Origin of the sequence: Klebsiella sp. C239 (assembly GCF_048822715.1) — a bacterium.
GTDB classification, from domain to species: domain Bacteria; phylum Pseudomonadota; class Gammaproteobacteria; order Enterobacterales; family Enterobacteriaceae; genus Klebsiella; species Klebsiella quasipneumoniae.
Genome location: NZ_JBMEZK010000015.1, coordinates 47,819 through 69,072, shown reverse-complemented (window position 1 = coordinate 69,072; position 21,254 = coordinate 47,819). Strand labels below are relative to the sequence as shown.

The 21,254-nt window shown below is 53.1% G+C and carries 14 protein-coding genes, 1 tRNA gene and 1 pseudogene; 11 read left to right on the top strand and 5 right to left on the bottom strand.

The window, feature by feature from the left end; all coding sequences use genetic code 11:
- Window positions 1–508: 508 nt before the first annotated feature.
- Both ACOI6Z_RS25305 and ACOI6Z_RS25300 read right to left on the bottom strand, forming a co-directional pair.
- Window positions 509–1,174: an HAD family hydrolase gene (locus ACOI6Z_RS25305; protein ID WP_065812710.1), complete on the bottom strand. Its 666-nt coding sequence runs from the start codon at window positions 1,172–1,174 to the stop codon at window positions 509–511.
- A gap of 95 nt (window positions 1,175–1,269) precedes the next feature.
- A complete protein-coding gene (locus ACOI6Z_RS25300) occupies window positions 1,270–2,139 on the bottom strand; it encodes a DMT family transporter (protein ID WP_065812711.1) in 870 nt (289 codons plus the stop codon).
- A gap of 411 nt (window positions 2,140–2,550) precedes the next feature.
- Between ACOI6Z_RS25300 and ACOI6Z_RS25295 the strand changes: the two genes are divergently transcribed.
- A complete protein-coding gene (locus tag ACOI6Z_RS25295) occupies window positions 2,551–3,117 on the top strand; it encodes a C40 family peptidase (RefSeq protein ID WP_049117151.1) in 567 nt (188 codons plus the stop codon).
- Window positions 3,118–3,161: 44 nt separating this feature from the next.
- Here the strand turns inward: ACOI6Z_RS25295 and phoE are convergent, their stop codons facing one another.
- Entirely contained in the window at window positions 3,162–4,214 is a 1,053-nt protein-coding gene (phoE, locus tag ACOI6Z_RS25290; protein WP_023288537.1) for a phosphoporin PhoE, read from the bottom strand.
- 289 nt (window positions 4,215–4,503) lie between these two features.
- Between phoE and proB the strand changes: the two genes are divergently transcribed.
- From proB to ACOI6Z_RS25265, 5 genes and pseudogenes are all read left to right on the top strand, one after another.
- Window positions 4,504–5,607: a glutamate 5-kinase gene (gene proB / locus ACOI6Z_RS25285; protein ID WP_008805306.1), complete on the top strand. Its 1,104-nt coding sequence runs from the start codon at window positions 4,504–4,506 to the stop codon at window positions 5,605–5,607.
- A 10-nt stretch (window positions 5,608–5,617) separates the two neighbouring features.
- Window positions 5,618–6,871 carry a glutamate-5-semialdehyde dehydrogenase gene (proA, locus tag ACOI6Z_RS25280; RefSeq protein ID WP_065812712.1) on the top strand — a complete coding sequence of 418 codons (1,254 nt, stop codon included), beginning with the start codon at window positions 5,618–5,620 and terminating at the stop codon, window positions 6,869–6,871.
- Between the two features lie 113 nt (window positions 6,872–6,984).
- Window positions 6,985–7,060: transfer RNA gene (locus ACOI6Z_RS25275), tRNA-Thr, on the top strand.
- Window positions 7,061–7,222: 162 nt separating this feature from the next.
- Window positions 7,223–8,395, top strand: a pseudogene (locus ACOI6Z_RS25270) (tyrosine-type recombinase/integrase).
- Window positions 8,392–11,136 (top strand): SIR2 family protein, encoded by a 2,745-nt coding sequence (locus ACOI6Z_RS25265; RefSeq protein WP_065812713.1) that lies wholly within the window; start codon window positions 8,392–8,394, stop codon window positions 11,134–11,136. The pseudogene ACOI6Z_RS25270 and the gene ACOI6Z_RS25265 overlap by 4 nt, the downstream one beginning before the upstream one ends.
- 514 nt (window positions 11,137–11,650) lie before the next feature.
- On the opposite strand, the gene ACOI6Z_RS25260 is transcribed toward ACOI6Z_RS25265, so the two are convergent.
- A complete protein-coding gene (locus tag ACOI6Z_RS25260) occupies window positions 11,651–12,277 on the bottom strand; it encodes a uracil-DNA glycosylase (protein WP_065813160.1) in 627 nt (208 codons plus the stop codon).
- 417 nt (window positions 12,278–12,694) lie between these two features.
- Entirely contained in the window at window positions 12,695–15,460 is a 2,766-nt protein-coding gene (locus tag ACOI6Z_RS25255) for a LuxR C-terminal-related transcriptional regulator (protein ID WP_065813159.1), read from the bottom strand.
- Window positions 15,461–15,713: 253 nt separating this feature from the next.
- Here ACOI6Z_RS25255 and ACOI6Z_RS25250 point away from each other — a divergent pair, with 253 nt between their 5' ends.
- The 5 genes from ACOI6Z_RS25250 to ACOI6Z_RS25230 all read left to right on the top strand — a co-directional run bounded on the left by ACOI6Z_RS25250 (window position 15,714) and on the right by ACOI6Z_RS25230 (window position 21,059).
- Complete coding sequence (locus ACOI6Z_RS25250) at window positions 15,714–16,673, top strand: thiamine pyrophosphate-dependent dehydrogenase E1 component subunit alpha (protein WP_002889884.1); 960 nt, start codon at window positions 15,714–15,716, stop codon at window positions 16,671–16,673.
- 11 nt (window positions 16,674–16,684) lie between these two features.
- Window positions 16,685–17,704 carry an alpha-ketoacid dehydrogenase subunit beta gene (locus tag ACOI6Z_RS25245; RefSeq protein WP_044521157.1) on the top strand — a complete coding sequence of 340 codons (1,020 nt, stop codon included), beginning with the start codon at window positions 16,685–16,687 and terminating at the stop codon, window positions 17,702–17,704.
- 3 nt (window positions 17,705–17,707) lie between these two features.
- A complete protein-coding gene (locus ACOI6Z_RS25240; protein ID WP_023288530.1) occupies window positions 17,708–19,243 on the top strand; it encodes a 2-oxo acid dehydrogenase subunit E2 in 1,536 nt (511 codons plus the stop codon).
- Entirely contained in the window at window positions 19,233–20,630 is a 1,398-nt protein-coding gene (gene lpdA, locus ACOI6Z_RS25235) for a dihydrolipoyl dehydrogenase (protein WP_065813158.1), read from the top strand. Before ACOI6Z_RS25240 ends, lpdA begins: the two co-directional genes overlap by 11 nt.
- 177 nt (window positions 20,631–20,807) lie before the next feature.
- Window positions 20,808–21,059 carry a zinc ribbon domain-containing protein gene (locus ACOI6Z_RS25230; RefSeq protein WP_023288528.1) on the top strand — a complete coding sequence of 84 codons (252 nt, stop codon included), beginning with the start codon at window positions 20,808–20,810 and terminating at the stop codon, window positions 21,057–21,059.
- Window positions 21,060–21,254 lie beyond the last annotated feature (195 nt).

Sequence of the window (21,254 nt, the reverse complement as noted above, 5' to 3'; positions counted from 1 at the left end):
GGACATAACGCAGAAGACGAACCGGGAGCGCAAACTACGCTGAAGCCACAGATAACATAAACAACCACACGGCAGTGCTTCCCCTCTCCAGGAAGCAGTCCGGCTGGCGTTCAGGCCCGCGCAAGCGCAGCGCCGCCGGGCGAGACGTCAGGCGCGGTACCCGTGATGTTGCCGGGTGGCGGCTGCGCCTTACCCGGCCTACAAGTTCCTCTCACAGGCTCACACCCCGTAGGCCCGCGCAAGCGCAGCGCCGCCGGGCAATGACCGCCAACACGAAGCCGCCTTTATGCCGGATGGCGGCTCACGCCTTATCCGGCCTACAACGACTGAACCCGCAGAAACATTTATCCGCTCCGCTATTCCAACCGCCAGCTCAGTCTGTAGGCCCGCGCAAGCGCAGCGCCGCCGGGCAACGACCGCCAGTACGAAGCCGCCTTTATGCCGGATGGCGGCTCACGCCTTGCCCGGCCGACAACGACTGAACCCGCAGAAGCATTTATCCGTTCCGCTATTCCAGCCGCCAGCTCAGCACCGGCCAGCCATATCCGGCACCGGCCGCCTGCAGCTGCGGACAGGGATTGACCAGCCGCACGCGATCCGCATGCAGGCACAGCGGCAGATCGTTAATGGAATCGGTGTAAAAAGTCACCTCGCCGTCATACTGCGGATGCGCCTCGCGCCACTGCGCCAGACGCGCCACCTTTCCCTGCTGATAGCTGGGGATCCCGGCAATCTCCCCGCTGTAGCCGCCGTCGACCATCGCCACGTCAATGCCCAGCGCCTGCTCAATCTCCAGCGCGGCGGCCACCGCCTGCACCAGCAGGCTAACCGAGGCGGAGATAATCAGCATCTGCTCCCCCTCGGCCCGCAGACGACGAATCAGTTCCCACGCCTGGGGATAGACCCGGTGCAGGATCGCCTCGCGCACGCAGCGGGCCACCAGCGCGTCTACGTCCGATTTCGGTATTCCGGCCAGCGGCGCCTGGATCAGGGCCACATAATCGGCGATATTCATCTCTCCCCGGTCATAATCCGCCATCAGCCGCGCCTCGCGGGCAAGATACCCCTTCTGCGTCGCCAGCCCTTCGCGAACCATAAACTGGCTCCAGATCGTACTGCTATCGCCCTGTATCAGGGTGTTATCGAGATCGAAAATCGTCAGCGTGTTGCCCATGGTACCTTCCCTTACTGGTCAAAATAAGCTGCCGGGAGCATGCGTAAAAAAGATGACAGGAAAATGAACCGGACGCCACCGCGCCCGGCTCGCCGTCAGCCGGCGCGGACCTTGCCGGTGCGGAACACCAGCACGATCCCGCCGACGATCGCCACCATACCGACCATCGCCGCCGCCGGCAGCCGATTGCCCAGCAGCAGATAATCCAGCAGCACCGTGATCGCTGGCACCAGATAAAAGAGGCTGGTGACATTGACGATATTCCCCGCGCTCAGCAGACGGTACAGCAGCAGCTGGGCGACCACCGAAATCAGCAGCCCGAGAAACAGCACCGGAATAATCAACCCGACGTTAACGGTAAACCGGAAGCCGCTGACCGGGGCGATCAACAGGCACAGCCCCAGACTAACGGCATACTGAAGCGGCAGGACATCCGCCGGCGACTGGCGGCTGCACTTTTGCCACAGCGCGCCAAAGGTCATCAGCAGCAGAGCCGCCAGCGCAAACAGGATCCCTGTCATCGCCATCGGCGACGCCGCCAGGCTGCGCCACACCAGCAACACCAGCCCCGCCAGGGCAATCAGCAGCCCCAGCAGCCGCCGCCCCTGCAGGCGGCGCTCCACCACGCAAAGCGTGAGGATGGGCTGGATCCCCATGATGGTGGCGATAAGCCCCGGCGTCACGCCGTTGGCCATCGCCTCGAAGTAACAGACCGAATAGCCGCCAATCAGCATCAGGCCGGTGGCCGCTGTCTGCAGGCGAGTGCCCGGCGCGGGCAGCCAGCGCCGACGGACGATGGCCAGCGGCGCCAGCGCGACCAGGGCAATCAGAAAACGAAAGACCAGCAGCGCCATCGGCGAGGCGTTGTCCAGTCCCCAGCGGGTAAAAATGGCCGCGCTGCCCCACAGCAGCACAAAGGTGGCCGTTGTCGCCTGCGAGGCGAGCAGAGAATAGCGAACGTGCATAGCATGCTCCCGAACGTCAAACACAAGGTATCAAGCGTCATACCGGCAGGTAAGCGCCTGGAAAGACGGCGTTAAGTGCCGAAAACAACCCGGTCTGGAGGGGGAGGCGGTGGGCAGAGCGTGGCGAAGCAATAATGAGGCGCAGACGTCATCCACCCCGCGTCGAAAGCGGCGCCGGGTAAAGTCTCGGCGGCGATGGCGTTATGCGTCATGGAATGCCTCGTGAGATGTTGATGACAGAATCCTGGCACAGACTGTTGCGAAGTGACAACTGCCCTTTATGGCTGATCCATCCCATCGTTGTTTATTTTTAATCGTAAATAAACGTAAAGGCGGCATCAGCTTATTTAGCCGTTCTTTTTAATCGGCTATAAAACAAAGCAGTCTGCTTGCTACTTCGAAAATAACGATATGAAGCCAAAACTGAAGCATGCTCTCTTGTTAATTCCTTTTTTGTTGTTGGCAGGATGCTCCTCCTCACCGAAACAGGCAAAACACACAAAATCTCATGCGGATATGACCATTGATAGCGGATCGGACGATCTGATCCCGGTGGTAGCGGCTCTGCATGACCAGATGCACACCTGGCAGGGAACCCCCTATGAATGGGGCGGGACTGAACAAAGCGGCGTCGACTGCTCGGGTTTCGTCTGGCGTACGCTGAAGGATCGCTTTAACCTGCCGATGGAGCGGATCACCACCCGCGAGCTGCTGCACATGGGCGTGCGGGTCGATAAGCGTGATTTACGTCCCGGCGATCTGGTCTTCTTCCGCACCCGGGCCGGCATGCACGTCGGCTTTTACGATACCGATCATAATTTCCTTCACGCCTCGAGCAGCCAGGGCGTGATGCGCTCTTCGTTGGACAACCCTTACTGGGAGTCGGCGTTCTATCAGGCGCGCCGTCTGCCGAAGGAGTATAACGCGCAGATCACCATGAACAGCGACACCCTGCATCTGGCGAAGAACCGCCGCTAAAAAAAAGCCGCAGCCTGGGCTGCGGCGGGTGGTTCTGAGGTTGATCAGAACTGGTAGGTCATGCCCAGCGCGACGATGTCGTCATCGTTGATGCCGAGTTTGTTATCGCTTTTCAGCTGGTTGATTTTGTAATCCACGAAGGCGTTCATGTTTTTGTTGAAGTAGTAGGTCAGGCCCACGTCAATGTAGTTAACCAGATCTTCACTCCCCACCCCTTCGATATCCTTCCCTTTCGACAGCACATAGCCGAGGGACGGACGCAGACCGAAGTCGAACTGATACTGCGCCACCGCTTCAAAGTTCTGCGCTTTGTTGGCAAAGCCGCCGCTGATCGGGGTCATCTTACGGGTTTCAGAGTACATGGTCGCCAGATAGATGTTGTTGGCGTCATATTTCAGGCCGGTCGCCCAGGCTTCCGCTTTCGAACCCTGACCGCGGGCCAGCAGGTTCTGATCGTTGGTACGGTCGGAGCTGGTGTAGGCCGCGCTGACGGCGAAGTCGCTGCCGCCGAAGTCATAGCTTAACGAGGTCCCAACGCCGTCGCCGTTCTGTTTCTTCGCTTCACGACCTTCGTTTTTACCCTGGTACTGCAGGGTCATATCCAGGCCATCCACCAGACCGAAGAAGTCGGTGTTGCGGTAGGTCGCCAGGCCGCTGGCGCGCTTGGTCATAAAGTTATCGGTCTGAGCAGAGGAATCGCCGCCGAATTCCGGGAACATATCGGTCCAGGCTTCCACGTCGTACAGGGCGCCAAGGTTACGACCATAATCGAAGGAGCCGTAGTTCTTCAGCTTCAGCCCGGCGAACGCCAGACGAGTCTTCTGGCTGGAGTCGCTCTCGGTTTTGTTACCGGAGAATTCAGATTCCCAACGGCCATAGCCGGTCAGGTCTTCGTTAATCTGCGTTTCGCCTTTAATACCGAAACGCACGTAGGTCTGATCGCCATCCTTGCTGTCATAGTCGCTGAAGTAATGCATGGCTTTGATCTTGCCGTACACATCCAGCTTGTTCGCGTTCTTATTATAAACTTCCGCTGCCTGCGTCGCCGTTGAAGCCACAAAGCCCATCATCATTAATGCCAGAGTACTCTTTTTCATTATTCAGTCCTGGTGATTTATTTATACGCGCTATTCAATTGCGGGCGCTCGCCCATCAAAAACAGGAGGTTTTTTAACGCCGGGAGATTAAATATTTATGACAAGGTGGAACTTTTTATAAAAAAGCGTATTTAAATGTATCTGACATATTTTTGTCATACTCCCTCTCCAGAATGCCCGATCCCGCGCAATAAAATGGCGCGCCCGCCGCCCCGGGTGTTGGCAAGCGGGCCGACTCCTGCTACAACATCAGCTCGATATCGATATTCCTTTTGAACGGCAGAGAATCATGAGTGAAAGCCAGACGCTGGTGGTAAAACTGGGCACCAGTGTTTTAACAGGCGGGTCCCGTCGCCTGAACCGCGCCCATATCGTCGAGCTCGTGCGCCAGTGCGCACAGCTGCACGCCATGGGACACCGTATTGTCATCGTGACCTCCGGGGCCATTGCCGCCGGGCGCGAGCACCTTGGTTACCCGGAACTGCCCGCCACCATCGCCTCCAAGCAGTTGCTGGCGGCGGTGGGACAAAGCCGTCTGATCCAGCTGTGGGAACAGCTGTTTTCTATCTATGGCATTCACGTTGGCCAGATGCTGCTGACCCGCGCCGACATGGAAGACAGAGAACGGTTCCTCAACGCCCGCGACACCCTGCGCGCCCTGCTGGATAACAGCATCGTCCCGGTCATTAACGAAAATGACGCCGTCGCCACCGCGGAAATCAAAGTGGGCGATAACGACAATCTCTCCGCGCTGGCCGCGATCCTCGCCGGGGCGGATAAGCTGCTGCTGTTAACCGACCAGCCTGGACTGTTCACCGCCGACCCGCGCAGCAACCCGCAGGCGGAGCTGATTAAAGACGTCTACGGCATCGACGACGCGCTGCGCGCCATCGCCGGCGACAGCGTCTCCGGTCTCGGCACCGGCGGCATGGGCACCAAGCTGCAGGCCGCGGACGTCGCCTGCCGCGCGGGGATTGATACTATTATCGCCGCCGGCAACCGCCCGGACGTCATCGGCCACGCGATGGAAGGCCTGCCGGTAGGCACCTGCTTCCACGCGCAGGAGTCTCCGCTGGAGAACCGTAAGCGCTGGATCTTCGGCGCGCCGCCGGCCGGTGAACTGACCGTCGATGCGGGCGCGACCCAGGCGATCCTCGAACGAGGCAGCTCGCTGCTGCCAAAAGGCATCAAAATCGTCAGCGGCAACTTCTCCCGCGGCGAAGTGATCCGCATCCGCAATAGCGAAGGACGCGATATCGCGCACGGCGTCAGCCGCTACAACAGCGACGCGCTGCGCCTTATCGCCGGCCAGCACTCGCAGCAAATCGATGCCATTCTGGGCTATGAATACGGCCCGGTGGCCGTCCACCGCGATGATATGATCATCCGTTAAGGAGCTGAAAATGCTGGAACAAATGGGCATTGCCGCCAAAGCGGCCTCCTGGCAGCTGGCGTTACTCTCCAGCCGGGAAAAGAACCAGGTACTGGAAAAGATCGCCGATTATCTGGAAGCGCAGACCGACGATATTCTGCGCGCCAACGCGGAAGATTTAGCGGAAGCTCGCGTCAATGGCCTGAGTGAAGCGATGCTCGATCGCCTCGCGCTGACCCCGGCGCGTCTGAGCGGCATCGCCAGCGATGTGCGCCAGGTGTGCAATCTGGCCGACCCGGTCGGCCAGGTGATCGACGGCGGGCTGCTGGACAGCGGTCTGCGTATTGAACGTCGCCGCGTCCCGCTGGGGGTGATTGGCGTGATATATGAAGCGCGTCCCAACGTGACGGTCGACGTCGCCTCCCTGTGCCTGAAAACCGGCAACGCAGCGATCCTGCGCGGCGGGAAAGAGACCTGGCGCACCAACGCCGCCACGGTGAAGGTGATCCAGCAGGCGCTGCAGGAGTGCGGTCTGCCGGCCGCCGCGGTACAGGCTATCGAGAGCCCGGATCGCGCGCTGGTGGGGGAAATGCTGAAGATGGATAAATACATCGATATGCTGATCCCCCGCGGCGGCGCGGGCCTGCACAAGCTGTGCCGCGAGCAGTCAACGATCCCGGTGATCACCGGCGGGATTGGCGTGTGCCATATCTTCGTTGATGAAACCGCCGAGATCGCCCCTGCGCTGAAGATCATTGTCAACGCCAAGACCCAGCGGCCGAGCACCTGCAATACCGTGGAAACGCTGCTGGTACACCGCAACATCGCCGACACCTTCCTGCCGGCGTTAAGCAAGCAGATGGCCGAGAGCGGCGTCACCCTGCACGCCGCCCCCTCCGCCCTGCCCGCGCTGCAAAATGGCCCTGCAAAGGTCGAGCCGGTGAAAGCGGAGCAGTATGACGACGAGTATCTGTCGCTGGATCTGAACGTCAAAGTGGTGGCTGATATGGATGAGGCTATCGCCCATATCCGCGAGCATGGCACCCAGCACTCCGACGCCATCCTGACCCGCACCCTGCGTAACGCCAACCGCTTTATCAATGAAGTGGACTCTTCCGCCGTCTACGTGAACGCCTCCACGCGCTTCACCGACGGCGGCCAGTTCGGCCTCGGCGCGGAAGTGGCGGTCAGCACCCAGAAGCTGCACGCCCGCGGCCCGATGGGGCTGGAAGCGTTAACCACCTATAAGTGGATTGGTTTCGGCGACGATACCATTCGTGCGTAAATGAGAACGGGCGATGCAAAAATAGGCAGTTGATTCCACTGACTATTGACGCATCGCCCGCTAAGTTCTAACCTTTTGCCTCGTGATTCACGCTCGTGAACACCTCTTGCAGGGCCGATATAGCTCAGTTGGTAGAGCAGCGCATTCGTAATGCGAAGGTCGTAGGTTCGACTCCTATTATCGGCACCATTTCAACTTCCTCAAACATCCGTATTAGTCCGTAAATCATCTGATTTATAACATTTTTTCTTATTTTGATTCCATAGTAGTCCGTAACCATCCAGTAGAATCCAGTACTGAATGTGTATAGGATTGTGTATATGTTCCTGTTCGTTCTGGATTCCTATACACATGCCTTTAAACGATATGCAGATTCGCCGCGCTAAGCCTGAAGCTAAAGCCTATACACTTGGAGATGGGCAAGGGCTGTCTTTGCTTATAGAACCTAATGGAAGCAAGAGCTGGCGGTTCCGCTATCGTTTTGCCGGTAAACCCAAAATGATCTCGCTGGGTGTGTATCCGACAATCACACTTGCAGATGCCCGTTCCCGTCGTGACGATGCCCGAAAACTGGTCGCGGAAGGAAAGAATCCGAGTGAGGTTCGAAAAGAGCAGAAGATTGCTTTGCAAACGGAATCCGAAAGTGCGTTCGAAAAGATAGCTAGAGAGTGGCATCACATGAAGTCCGCCAAATGGTCGGCAGGATATGTGTCAGATGTCATAGAAGCGTTTAAAAACAAAATTTTCCCTTATGTTGGAACAAGGAAAGTGGGAAACATAAAACCGCTGGAGCTGCTTAACGTACTGCGTAAAATTGAAAACGCGGGGTGTTGAAGAAAATGCGGGAAGTGCATCAGCGTTGCTCCGAAGTGTTTCTCTACGCAATTGTAACGGGTAGAGCGGAGTACAATCCTGCGGCAGATCTTTCCAGCGCTCTCGAAGTACACCAATCCAATCATTTTCCGTTCCCAAAAGCAGATGAGCTACCCGATTTTCTGCGTGTCTTAGACAGTTACACTGCGAGTCACTTGTCCAGATTGCTACGAATTACTCATGATTACGGGTGTGAGAACCATCTAATTGCGTGCGGCATTATGACAAGATTTTGATCTGGATTACGCAATTTGGGAAATTCCTACTGAAAGGATGAAAATGCGCAGGTCACATCTTGTGCCATTGTCGACTCAGGCGTTAGATTTACTCAATGAACTGAAGATCATGACTGGGAACTATCGTCATGTTTTTCCGGGGCGGAACGATCCGAACAAGCCGATGAGTGAAGCGAGTATCAATCAGGTTATCAAACGTATTGGGTTTAGTGGACAGCTAACTGGTCACGGATTCCGACATATGATGTCTGCTATTTTACATGAAAATGGGTTCGATTCGATATGGGTTGAACTTCAACTTGCGCATGTTGATAAAAAGTCAATACAAGGAACACACAATCATGCACTGCATATTCAAAAAAGAGTATCAATGCCTCAATGGTACTCTACATATATTCTAAGGGATAAAAAGTGATAATAAACGATAAGCATTTGGAAAATATTATTCAAGCCTCTGATGAGGACTCGTTGGCTATTTTTGTTGGTGCAGGAGTTTCCAAATCATCAGAGAGTGAAAATATAAAGCTACCGTCATGGTCGGACCTGATTGATGAGCTAAAACTTGATTTAGGCATAGATTACGAAATTGATTATTTGAAAGTTGCACAGCTTTATTATCTCGAGTTTGGTTCTCATATATATTTTAAGAAAATTAAGAAGTACTTCCCTGACAATGTAACTCCTTCGAAATTGCATGATTTAATATTTAATATAAATCCCCATTGTGTGATTACTACTAACTGGGACTGTCTTTTAGATACTGCAGTCATTGAAAATGCGTATATATATGACATTGTCTGCAGTGATAAAGACTTGATGAAGTCTAGTCTGGATAAAAAACTTATAAAGATGCATGGTGATTTTAAAAATCACAATATTGTATTTAAAGAAGATGACTATATTAATTATGACGCCAATTTTCCTCTAGTATCTAATTACATAAAGAGTGTTCTGTCGACCCACACAGTAATTTTTATAGGCTATTCTTATAACGATATAGATATTAAGCAAGTTATAAAATGGGCCCAAAATCACTCCACTGTACGTCCTCCAATGTATCTTGTTGTATACGAAGATGATTATGCTCAAAGAAAATATTTAGCTAGCCATGGTATTACGACTATCAAAGTTAGCAGCTACCAGACGGAGTTCTTTACAGATAAGAGAAGCTCAAGCCTTTACGGTTTTTTAAAGTCGATAAAAGAAAAGAGAGTCAGTAACAATGAAGATAAAAATATAATTAAGCATGTATATACTAAATTGCAAGAACTCAACTCCCTGAATGCTATTCTAGCTGAACAAATTACTGAATGCTTAGGGGATTCAACACTTTTGTTTCGAGAAGTTAATGGCGAAATAATGGCTTTTTTAAAGTTTTATAACTCAGAGGTAACTCAGAAAACAGATAAGGGCATGCGGTATGTGTATAAAAGATTCAAGGATGTACTTAAAGATAATGAAGAGTCAAAAAAATATAACATTCTTCTAACTCCAATTTTTGATATTCTTTGGAAAGCAGATATTTCCGGGGTAATAATTGATGACAAAGATAGCGAGGCTATTCTAACTACAGACTTTGTGCCTGAATCAAAAAAGTTATCAGATAAAGAAATATTTACCTTTGAGTATAATTTCGACTTTGATTTTAGTAAAAAAAATCACACAGGGAAAAGTGTCGATTTTGATAATTGTGATGTATATGCATTCTTCCAGATAGGAAATTATGAAATGGCCTATCATGCTATTGAAAATGTTATCAAGCACGATTTGAAACATAAAAATTATGCCTCATTACTTATTTCCCTTCTTAATTACAATATGATATTGCATGTGCTTAAATATCGTCTTGGTCGTAATAGCAACAGGTTTTTAGATACAGAAAGTTATAATCTTAAAGAAAGGTTTGACAGCTTTCCTAAAAATGTAAAGCGGACATTAAGTTCATTATTAGATATAGTAACCGTTGATTATATGTTTAAGTTTATTTATTCAGTAGATAAAATACTAACTAAAAATAAAGACAGGGAAGGAAGGAAGCCTCTACTTTACTGGGATGCAGATGAGTTCAAGTCTGATTTTTTACATAAAAATATATTGCATTTCATTAAGTTAAATGGCTGCCTTATAGATAGCTATTCTGAGTTTAAATATGCGATAAGTAAACTGTTTGAGATTAAATCGGTAAAGCGTAAGTCTCAGGAGAATAATGAAACCATATATTACACTATAGAAGAATTGTATTCCTCTATAAAATATCTAGATAACAAAGAGTTGGCTGAAAAATTCAGGTATAAAAAGCGCGGCAAGTATTTAACGCTTCAATTGGATACGGAAAGCAGTGATTGGCTTTTGAATCATGCTTTTGAGGAAATGTATTGTGGGTATATGAAAAAGGCGAGTAATAGTGACTTCAATTTAAATGCTTTCAAGAATGTTATTCTTTTGCTTGCATTTTCAGATGAGCCCCATAAAGATAAAAGCCCTCTTCACAAGAAAATAACCTCGCTTGTAGAAAACGGTTTTTTCTATTCCGATTTAATTGAATGTATTTCTGACTACGTGACAATTTGCTTCAATAATAAAAGAGATGGCTTTGATAAGAGTTTTGTGGCTGAACTGATGAACTCCATGATAAAGTTATCTACTTCTACAATTGAAAATGAGAATGACCATGGTTATCTTATTCTTAGAAAGGCTCATAATATTTTCTTGATTGCATCAGAGTTAAGCGTGGAATTCAATGACATTAATCACCTTAAAGAATTAATATCCTCGATTAGTGAATTACCAGTTACTCGACAGGCTAGTTACATTGAGTCATTATTATATGATTTATTTATTGTTGGTGATGATAAAATAAAGGGTGATATTAAGGAATACGTTAAGAATATGGGGATTGAAAAGCTTGATTATGAAAAGAAAAATAGACTTAAGCTTTTTTTAGTTGCATCAAATATAATTGAAAAAGAAGAAGGTTTAGAACATGAAATACTGGAGATGATAAGGAAGTTACCTGCTAATAAATTTAGCACGGAATTGTATTCCATTCGTAGTATGTTGGATTTTTTAGTTAGAAATGGCGAAGATTCATTTACTGTAGCTCTTGAAGAGCTGAAAGAAACGATAGCTAAATTAGAAAAGAAATTCTTTAATTGAAGATTACATGGGATAGTTAATGAGAGTGAATCTTAGAGATGTAATCTGCCAGGATTTGATAAATTTTCTTTATCAGACCTCAGCGCGCAATGCTCTCCCCGCCACGCCTGCCCGCTTAAGGGGGCGCTTTTAATGCAGGTACATGACCAGCCTCAGGGCAGCCAATGCTGGCGCTGGAGGGGGATCCAGTGTCGCTAAACGCATGCAAAACCATGCACCTTATGCATGCATGGCTTTTATACGTAAAAATGGCGGGATTTTCGGGGTTTTTTAAGCGGACTACTGAAGCAGAACCTGATTGGGGGATTCGAGCACGCAGTTACTGGTGCTGCTATCATTGTCACTTCGAACAAAATAAGAGCGGCTAGATAGAGTCTTTTGTATCGATTGTTTTTATGCTGGCACAGTGTACCTTGGAGAGCCTCGGTCTGTTCGGTTAGTTGCAGGGCAATACTTCTAGCATGTACTGACAGCGGCAGCAGTGCCAGTACATAAAATACGGTTATCTTCATTATTATCTCTTGTTAGCGGAAATCGCATCTTCCCACGCTGCCGGAATTTGATCCCATTTCTGACGATACCGAGCTTTGACACATGGTGAGGGATGGTAGGATTCTGCAATATCATAACCACGAGCCTTTAGCCCTTTTCTCGCTTTTTGGGCCTGTTTTCCTACCAAAATTATGGTTTTTAGGTTAGATAGTAAAGGGAGTAGCTCATCTAGAATTTCAATGCCTTTACGAACATGTAGGGCCTGATATGCTCTTGAGTTATCCCAAGCAGGAATGGTATTCCACAGCAGCGTTCGTTTTCTATCCAAGCCTATACTTTGCATAAAGCAAAAGATTGCTTTGGCCGTGTCATCGTTATTATCACGTGAGATAAAACCAGAACCACCGTTTCTAAGGTCAGTTTGGGGGCCTGGTTTCTCGAAGAGGAAAATAAATTCGGCATTGATCCCACCATCTAAAGGATCAAAGTCAGGGATGAATACATTGTCACCAAGCCTTTCACGTATGCTTTCGACATACGCTGTTAACGGCTGCATATGAGGAGCTGTGAGTAGGCTCTGTCTGCGGCGTATGTTTGATTCATACTTGAGTGATTTTGGTTCTGTTGAAAGAACTGACTCCACAACCATTTTCTACCCTCATGAATGCTTAGGCTCTTTCTTGAGTCAGTTTACCTCCTCCTGCTTAAAATATCCTCAGTTCTATTGACGATCTGTTCGGCAACTGCTTTGGCCGCTAACTTTCTTGCTGGGATCTGTCCTCACGCTCCCCCTACGTCAGACTGATCCCCTCCCGGAAAACAGTACCACTATACATTAAGATAAAAGCCTCTCTGAGCTTACGCCAGGGTTACTTTTTCCCCTGCGGCCAACGCCCCCCTAACCTCAATGTTCATATCGCTGAGCCAGGGCATCAAAACTGCCATCATTGTTCAAAGATAACCCCCATGTGCTCAGCAGTACCTCAATTATCCATGGCTCATAGCCCCGTGAAGAAAGTGGCTCGTCTTAATAATAATTTGCGCCCAGCCCCCCCTGTTCAATCCGTTAATCCAGTAATTTCATCTCCAGCGCCCGGCTCATCGCTTGAGTGCGGCTATTCACTTTAAGCTTCGCGTAGATGTTTTTGATGTGCCATTTGACCGTCTCGGCAGAAATAGCGAGGGAGCGGGCGATTTCTTTGTTCATCTGACCTTCAGCGATCAGCTGTAATATCTGAAATTCTCGCTCGCTGAGTTCCCCATGAATATCGGGGCTTCCACTATTTAGCGGTGTTCTGTCTGCAGGCGCGCGCTTGTCTGCCCAGGGACCTTGCACTCCCCCTTCCTCTGTACAAGCCGAAGAAGATTCATTCATACCGGCAAGCAAAGGTTGCAAGGTATCGCCAGCGTCAAGAAAGAGGCCCTTGAGATGCTGGTGTTCAGCCAGCTGCAGCACTGGTTGAAATGTCGTGCGCGCAGCGGCAGTTTTGCCGCTGTTCCACAAGGCTAATGACCAGAGCGTACGCAGACGCGCTGCGGTTAACCTGTCCCCCCGGCTTTCCTGATCGGAGACCATCTCAGCCAGTAAAATGCAGGCTTGCGGCGCCTGGCCTCTGGCGAGAAGAAGCCGGCTGCGGCTAAGGGATGCAGACATAACGATGGCGCGTTGGCAGGGATGTTCGGCATCCATTCTGAAGCTGGCGGTCATTTGTTCAAGCTGCCGTTGCAGTTGCTCTGCGCCGGTGAAATTGCCGCGCTGCAGTCGCACCCTCACCTGCTCGGCTAACATCATGGCCTGGAGCCGTTGCCAGCCGCGAGACACCGCAAGGCGCTGCGCATGCTCCAGCAATCGCTCGGCCTCATAGGGCATATCGCTATCTAAGGCCTGACGCGCGAGATAGGTATAGCAACGACTCAGCGCGTCGGGTGGACTGAATCGGTCGATGAATTCGAGCCGGTCGGCTAACAGATGCTCGGGCGAGTCACCCCTCTGACATTCATAGGCTATCTCCGCCAGCAGCGGCGCCAGCGTCGCGCCACTGGTCGACTGGGTGCCGGTATAACATTCAGCCTGGCGCAACGTTTTCTCTGCGTACCACCCGGCTTTTCCCAGATCGCCCTGACAAAGATGACACTGGGCAATGATAAAAGCGCGATATACCGAGACAAACAGATTATCTAAAGGACTTTCCGGAGAGGGCATATGCTGTTGAACCTCCAGCGCGTCGTGATAGCGCTGGTTAACAACATGGCAATAGCTGAGAATATTGCATATCAGACCATCAACCCAGGTGTCGCCGCAGGGCACTTCGGCCAGCAAAGGCTGAACAATAGCCAGACTCTCCGGGATGTTTTCAGCAAAGGCTTCGCAAATTGCCCGCACAACGCGCAATTTACACCAGGTGCTGCGGGTTAAATCATCACGGTGATGAAGCACCATCTGATCGAGGTTATCAAGCAGCTGCCTCGACTCATCAAAGTGGAAATAATGCGCCAGTGCCCAGGCCAGGTTAATTTGCAGGTCAATGCGCGCAGGATCGGTGCTGGGCGGTAAATGATGCATCCATGAGATCAGGGTATCGATATCCCCTTCTTCCGCCAGTGACTGAGCGCTTGCGCCGTCCTGCCCGGGGCTATGCACCGGCTTGCCTGCGCTGAGCGCATGGCGTACCGCCTCAGACCACAGCTTCTGTTCGACGAACCAATGACTGGCTAATTCATGTAGCTGTTTGCGATCAATAGCGTTGTTCTGCTGCAGCATGGTCCGAAGATTTTCCTGCAACAGAGGATGGTAGCGGAACCAGTAGCCTTGTTCGTCAAGGGCTGACAAAAAAAGGTTGTGTCGCTCAATCCAAGCCAGCATTGCTTGACTGTCATCTCGTCCTGTCACTGCATTGCATAGTTCGGCATTTAACCGACTGAGGAAGGACGTTTTCACCAGGAAATCAAGCACCTCTTCCGGCAGCGGGTCCAGGACCACCTCTTTAAGATAGCGGGCAATGGACCGTGTTCCTCCATGCATATTGCGCAACAGATGCTCGGGATCATGCTGTAATTCTGCGGACAATGAAGCGATCTTCATCCCTGCGATCCAGCCCTCTGTCGCGGACTGCAGCCGCTGTGCATGGTGGTTGCTGAGGGGTAGCGCAACCGTGCGGCTAAAATAGTGTTTCGTTTCTTCGAGCGTGAATTGCAGGTCTCGATCATAGATCTCCACCAGTTGGTCCTGGGCCTGCAGCTGGCTCAGCGCAAGATTCGGGTGGAAACGGCTGCCAATGATCAGATGCAAGGCGGCAGGCGCATGCTTGAGTAAATACCCCAGCGCTTCATAGACCCCACGATCGTTAATCACGTGGAAGTCGTCGATAATCAGGTATATGTCATGCGGGCAGTAGTGTAGCTGGTTAATGAGCCCGGCCAGCAGCTGCTCGGAGCTGGAGAGCTTCTGTTCTTCCATATCACGCCAGAAATCGGCGTCCCAGTCAGCATAGAGTGGACGCAATGCTTGCAGCAGGTAAGGAATAAACTGCCATACGTCATCATCATCCTCATCGAGGCTCAGCCAGGCGATACGTTCCCCCTGGGCGACCATCTGCTGATGCCATTGCGCCAACAGCGTGGTTTTGCCAAATCCAGCGCCGGCGCAAACGACGCCCAGCCGGCACTGCTGAACGGGATTGAGAAGCTGAAGAAGCCGGGGGCGCTCCAGCAATTGTATCGAGGAGCGAGGCGGGACGAATTTGGTCAGGATTAGCGGCAAGCCTCGCGTCAGCCGCAATGGCCCGGAGACCAGTGATGGTGATTGGCGACCTTCTAAATCCAATGGCTTCATCCGTGGTTATCTACTCGCTTTGTTTTTTTCAATTGTACGCCAGCCCCCGGGATGACATGGGGCCGCCAAACTTTATAGCTACACAAAATTTAGAAAGTTTGACCTCAAGCATGAAAACCCCCACCTACCCCCCCATGAAGGTGGCTTCGCACTCCCTTTAACCGCTCGTAGATTCATTGCATGGGTGTGGCCAGGGTTATCCGCCCTGTCTGTTGGCCCCGCCTGGGTGACCTTTATTGAGGAGAATTAAATCATGCTCAGCAAACAGGCGTTATTGCAGGCTTACCGCAAGATGCGGGAGATCAGGACCTTTGAAGAGCGGTTGCATCAGGAAAATACCAGCGGTGATATTCCCGGCTTCATTCACCTTTACACCGGTGAGGAGGCCATCGCGGTGGGGGTCTGCGAAAATTTAACGAGCGCAGATTTTATTGGTTCAACACACCGTGGACATGGCCACTGTATTGCTAAAGGGTGCGACATTCACGGCATGATGGCCGAAATATTCGGTAAGGACAGCGGGTTATGTCGCGGTAAGGGTGGGTCGATGCACATTGCCGATCTGTCGAAAGGAATGCTGGGAGCGAACGCTATCGTTGGGGGAGCCCCTCCCCTGGCCATCGGCGCCGCGCTAACGGCAAAGACGCTAAAAACCGGCAACGTCGGTGTCTCTTTTACGGGCGATGGGGGTTCTAATCAGGGCCTGGTCTTTGAAGCCATCAATATGGCCGTCGTGCTCCAGCTTCCGGCCGTCTTTATTTTCGAAAACAACGGTTACGGCGAAGGGACCGGTCATGACTACGCCGTGGGTGGGCGTGATATCGCCCGACGCGCCGCTGGCTTCGGCCTGCCGGCAGTGACCGTTGATGGCACCGATTTCTTTGCCGTTTATGAGGCCACTTCAGAGGCGGTCAAACGTGCGCGAGAAGGCGGTGGCCCAAGCGTCATTGAGGCCAAAGCCTTCCGCTGGCACGGTCATTTTGAGGGGGATCCCGCGCTATACCGCGCGGAAGGTGAAGTGCAACGCCTGCGTGAACAACATGATCCGCTGAAGATTTTCACCGCTAAGGTCAAACAGCATATCACCCAGGAAGAACTGGCGGCGATTGACGAGGAAGTAGAAGCCCTTGTCAACGATGCGGTATTGAAGGCCCGCGCCGCCGCCTATCCGGCTCCGGAAGACCTGCTGACAGACGTTTATGTCTCATACTGAGGGTGATAACTATGGCGATTAAAACCTATCGTGAAGCGGTCAAGGAAGCCCTGGCTCAGGAAATGGAACGCGATGAACGCGTGGTGCTCATCGGTGAAGATTTGCGTGGCGGTCATGGCGGAAATGCGCCCGAAGAGGCGAAGATAGAAGCCTTTGGCGGTGTGCTCGGCGTCACTAAAGGGCTGTGGACGCAGTTCGGCTCCGATCGGGTGATCGACACGCCCATTACCGAGTCGGCCATCATCGGAATGGCGGCCGGCGCCGCAGCGACGGGTCTGCGGCCGGTCGCGGAATTGATGTTCATGGATTTTTTTGGCGTGAGTCACGATGCGCTGTACAACCAGGCGGCTAAGTTCCGCTACATGTTTGGTGGCAAAGCCAGAGCCCCGCTGGTGATGCGAGGTATGATCGGCGCGGGGTTTTCCGCCGCGGCCCAGCATTCACAGTCACCCTATAATATCTTTGCCACCACGCCAGGGCTGAAGGTGGTGGTGCCCTCGACGCCTTATGACGTCAAAGGTCTGTTAATCCAGTCAATTCGCGACGACGACCCGGTGGTTTTCTGCGAGCATAAAATGCTGTACGACCTCAAGGGCGAGGTACCGGACGAGAGCTATACCATCCCGCTAGGTGTAGCCAACTATACCCGCGAAGGAGAAGACGTCACCATCATTGCGTTGTCGGCAATGGTGCATAAAGCCAATCAGGTGGCGGACAAACTGGCCAGAGAGGGGATCTCGGTCGAGGTGGTCGACCCGCGGACCATTTCGCCGCTGGATGAGGAAGGGATTCTGGAATCGGTGGCGTCCACGGGGCGGGTAGTGATTGTCGACGAATCCGCGGCACGCTTCGGTTTTGCGCATGATGTCGCGGCGCTGATCGCGTCCCAGGCATTCCATTTCCTCAAAGCGCCCGTTCTGCTGGTGACGCCGCCACACACGCCGGTCCCGTTCTCCCCTGCTCTCGAAAAACTCTGGATCCCTGGCGTAGAACGTATCGAAGCCGCCGTCCGTCAAGTGCTGGAGGATTAACCTATGAGCGAAATCAAGACGCTTGAAATGCCAAAGTGGGGGCTTTCCATGGAGGAAGGCTTGCTCGCTCGGTGGGCAATCCAGGAGGGTGACAGCTTCACCCCAGGGCAGGAAATCTGTGAGATTGAAACCAGTAAAATCGTCAATGTGCTGGAGGCCCCCTTTGCCGGTACGTTACGTCGGATACTCGCCCGAGAGGGTGAGACGCTTCAGGTAGGCGCCGTGCTGGCCCTGGTGGCTGACGCTTCGGTCAGCGATGCTGACCTGGACGAATTCGCTGCCACTCTGGCTACGGCGAAATCCGCAGCCCCTGGCACGGAGGCTGCCGCGCCGGACGTAGCGGCACAGGCAGGCGCTAAGCCACCTTCCGTTGTTTCGCCGCCATCCAACAGCCCCGAGCCCCCCGTTGGGCAGACCGACATCCCCGTCAGTCTGCAAGGCGTGACCGATGTGACTCAGGTTAATGCCACGCCCCATGCTTTACGACTCTCTGCCCGCTGGGGTGTCGACCTGAAAAAAGTCCGCGGCAGCGGGCGCGGGGATCGTATCTCTGTTTCTGATCTGGAAAGCGCGATCCTTGCCGCCGGCGGTCGCCTGGCCTCCCCGACGCCCCCCGTTCGTCGCAGCAAAGCGCCCCGCTCGCATGCCGATGACAGCCAGGTATCGGCCACCCCGCTGGCGCGCCGTCTGGCCGGCAAGCTGGGTATCAATTTGCATGACTGCCGAAGCAGCGGTTCACGCGGCCGGGTGAGTCGCGATGATGTGCTGGCCGCGGCGTTGTTACTCGACGAGCACCCGCAGACCAGCCCGGTACAGGAGAGTACCCCGGTACCCTATGAAAGCATCCCCATGTCCGGTATGCGGCGGGCTATCGCCTCTCGCCTGCAAACGTCCAAGCAACAGTCTCCACATTTCCGTTTGAGCGTCGATCTCGATCTGGAACGACTGTTAGCGCTACGTCAGGAAATTAACCGCGAAGTACCCGGCGTCAAGATTTCGGTTAATGACCTGCTGGTGAAGGCCTGCGCCCTGGCGCTGGTGGCCGTGCCTGACGTCAACATCCAGTTTGATGAAGCGACACAAAGTATCCGCCGCTTTGCGGATGCCGACATTTCGGTGGCCGTTGCGCTGCCTGCCGGGCTAATTACCCCTATTGTTCGCTCGGCGAACCGGAAATCAATTAGCGACATATCGAACGAAATTCACTCGCTGGTGACCAGGGCCAAAGCGGGCACGCTGAAGCCGGAAGAGTTCCAGGGGGGGACCTTTAGCGTGTCAAATCTGGGGATGCTTGGCGTCCGGCAGTTTGACGCCATCATCAATCCACCGCAAAGCGCAATCCTCGCCATTGGCGCCGGCGAAATGCGGGCGGTAGTACGCGACGGGCAAATCGTCGCGCGCCAGCAAATGACGGTATCGCTATCCTGCGATCACCGGGTTATCGATGGCGCGGCAGGTGCGGCTTTTCTCCGGGAACTCAGGCGACTGGCTGAAACCCCAACCTTGATGTTTATCCAGGAGACGAGCTATGCACGATAAATACGATGTGCTGATCATCGGCGGTGGTCCTGGGGGATATGTGGCCGCCATCCGTGCCGGCCAGCTAGGGCTTCGTACCGCATTAGTGGAGAAACAACATCTGGGCGGCATCTGCCTGAACTGGGGATGCATTCCAACCAAGGCGCTGTTGCATGGCGCTGAGGTCGCGCACAGTATCACCCATGCCAGTCAGCTGGGCATCAGCGTGGGTGAGGTGAACATCGATCTGCAGAAACTGGTGCAGTTTAGCCGTACCGTATCGCAACAGCTCACCGGCGGGGTGGCGTACCTGTTGAAGAAAAATGGCGTGCAGGTCATTGATGGCACCGCGCGGCTGCGCGGCAAGGGGCAAATAACGGTCGAGGATGCCCGGGGGGAGATGCGCGATTACCGGGCCGATCACGTGATCCTGGCCACGGGCGCCCGACCACGCGCATTACCAGGCATCGCGCCAGATGGCGAATATATCTGGACCTATTTCGAGGCGCTGCGGCCTAAGCTATTGCCCAGGTCGCTATTAATCATCGGTTCAGGGGCGATTGGCGTCGAGTTCGCCAGCCTTTATAACGATCTGGGCTGTAAAGTGACGCTGGTCGAGCTGGCGTCGCAGATTTTGCCAGTGGAAGATGCCGAGGTGTCTGCAGCAGTGCGTAAGTCATTCGAAAAACGCGGTATTCAGGTCCATACCCAGACCCTGGTGACGCAAGTACAGCTCACCGGGAGCGGGGTGCGCTGCACCATGGAAAACACCGGCGCCGAATATTCTCAGGACGTCGAACGTGTACTGCTGGCGGTTGGCGTACAGCCGAATATTGAAGATCTGGGGCTGGAAACGCTGGGCGTCGAGTTAGACCGCGGTTTTATCAAGACGGACACCGCTTGTCGCACTAACGTATTCGGGCTTTATGCCATCGGCGATGTAGCCGGCCCGCCGTGCCTGGCGCACAAGGCCAGCCACGAAGGCGTGATCTGCGTTGAGACACTGGCTGGTGTCGAAGGCGCCCGCCCGCTTGATCGCGACTATGTGCCCGGTTGCACGTATGCCCGGCCCCAGGTTGCCAGTCTGGGCCTGACGGAATCGACGGCCCTGGCCAGGGGACGGCCCGTCAGGATCGGTAAGTTCTCCTGGCAGAATAATGGTAAGGCGCTGGCCAGCGGCGAGACAGAGGGTTTTGTGAAGACGATTTTCGATGCTGAAACCGGCGAGTTGCTGGGCGCGCATATGGTTGGCGCACAGGTCACGGAACTGATCCAGGGGTTTGGCATCGCCCGTCACCTGGAGGCCACAGATGAAAGTCTCCTGTCGATGATCTTCGCGCATCCAACACTTTCCGAAGCGATGCATGAATCCATCCTCGCGGCCTGCGATCAACCATTGCATCAATAAGAAATAAGGGAGGCGATAGCTGCGCGATACGGAGTACGTTGCCCGTTATCCCTCCCGCCCGCCCCGGCAGAAGCTCCACCAGAACGGTTACGGCAGGATCTATTGATCTGAAACGCTAAACGCCAGGCGTAAATTCTGTATGTTTAGTAGACAACTCAACGACAGGAGGAGCGCTCTATGACACAGCACGAACGATTTTGCCAGGCCTGCGGAATGCCGATGTCCGCACCCGATGCGCAAGGGGCCAGCGATAAATATTGCGCGTATTGCAGCGACAGCGACGGTAATCTGAAATCCTGGGAAGAGGCCGTATCCGGTCTGGCGGCTTTTCTCGACTCCTGGCAAAAGGTGGGCGTAGCGGAATCACGGAAACGGGCAAAACGTTACCTGACGGCGATGCCTGCCTGGGCGCACAAAGCGGACGAGTAATTTGCCCGGGCGGCGGGAAAAAATCATTCCGGGGGACAGACCGCCATGCCGACAACGATGCTATAACGTTTTTGTACGCCATCCGGACGGGAATAAATGCGCGTTTGTGGATGACGACCTGCAGGCAGGAGCATGCATGGATGGGTTCTTCATGCGGATGAAATAAACGCCTGGCGTTCTCCTCCTTGTCAGGAT

What these genes read in the sequence shown, in the direction of transcription:
- proB (WP_008805306.1), top strand. Translation starts at nt 4,504, where the DNA reads ATGAGTGAAAGCCAGACGCTGGTGGTAAAACTGGGCACCAGTGTTTTA.
- ACOI6Z_RS25230 (WP_023288528.1), top strand. Translation starts at nt 20,808, where the DNA reads ATGACACAGCACGAACGATTTTGCCAGGCCTGCGGAATGCCGATGTCC.
- ACOI6Z_RS25305 (WP_065812710.1), bottom strand. Translation starts at nt 1,174, where the DNA reads ATGGGCAACACGCTGACGATTTTCGATCTCGATAACACCCTGATACAG.
- lpdA (WP_065813158.1), top strand. Translation starts at nt 19,233, where the DNA reads ATGCACGATAAATACGATGTGCTGATCATCGGCGGTGGTCCTGGGGGA.
- proA (WP_065812712.1), top strand. Translation starts at nt 5,618, where the DNA reads ATGCTGGAACAAATGGGCATTGCCGCCAAAGCGGCCTCCTGGCAGCTG.
- ACOI6Z_RS25240 (WP_023288530.1), top strand. Translation starts at nt 17,708, where the DNA reads ATGAGCGAAATCAAGACGCTTGAAATGCCAAAGTGGGGGCTTTCCATG.
- ACOI6Z_RS25260 (WP_065813160.1), bottom strand. Translation starts at nt 12,277, where the DNA reads ATGGTTGTGGAGTCAGTTCTTTCAACAGAACCAAAATCACTCAAGTAT.
- ACOI6Z_RS25255 (WP_065813159.1), bottom strand. Translation starts at nt 15,460, where the DNA reads ATGAAGCCATTGGATTTAGAAGGTCGCCAATCACCATCACTGGTCTCC.
- ACOI6Z_RS25250 (WP_002889884.1), top strand. Translation starts at nt 15,714, where the DNA reads ATGCTCAGCAAACAGGCGTTATTGCAGGCTTACCGCAAGATGCGGGAG.
- ACOI6Z_RS25300 (WP_065812711.1), bottom strand. Translation starts at nt 2,139, where the DNA reads ATGCACGTTCGCTATTCTCTGCTCGCCTCGCAGGCGACAACGGCCACC.
- ACOI6Z_RS25245 (WP_044521157.1), top strand. Translation starts at nt 16,685, where the DNA reads ATGGCGATTAAAACCTATCGTGAAGCGGTCAAGGAAGCCCTGGCTCAG.
- phoE (WP_023288537.1), bottom strand. Translation starts at nt 4,214, where the DNA reads ATGAAAAAGAGTACTCTGGCATTAATGATGATGGGCTTTGTGGCTTCA.
- ACOI6Z_RS25295 (WP_049117151.1), top strand. Translation starts at nt 2,551, where the DNA reads ATGAAGCCAAAACTGAAGCATGCTCTCTTGTTAATTCCTTTTTTGTTG.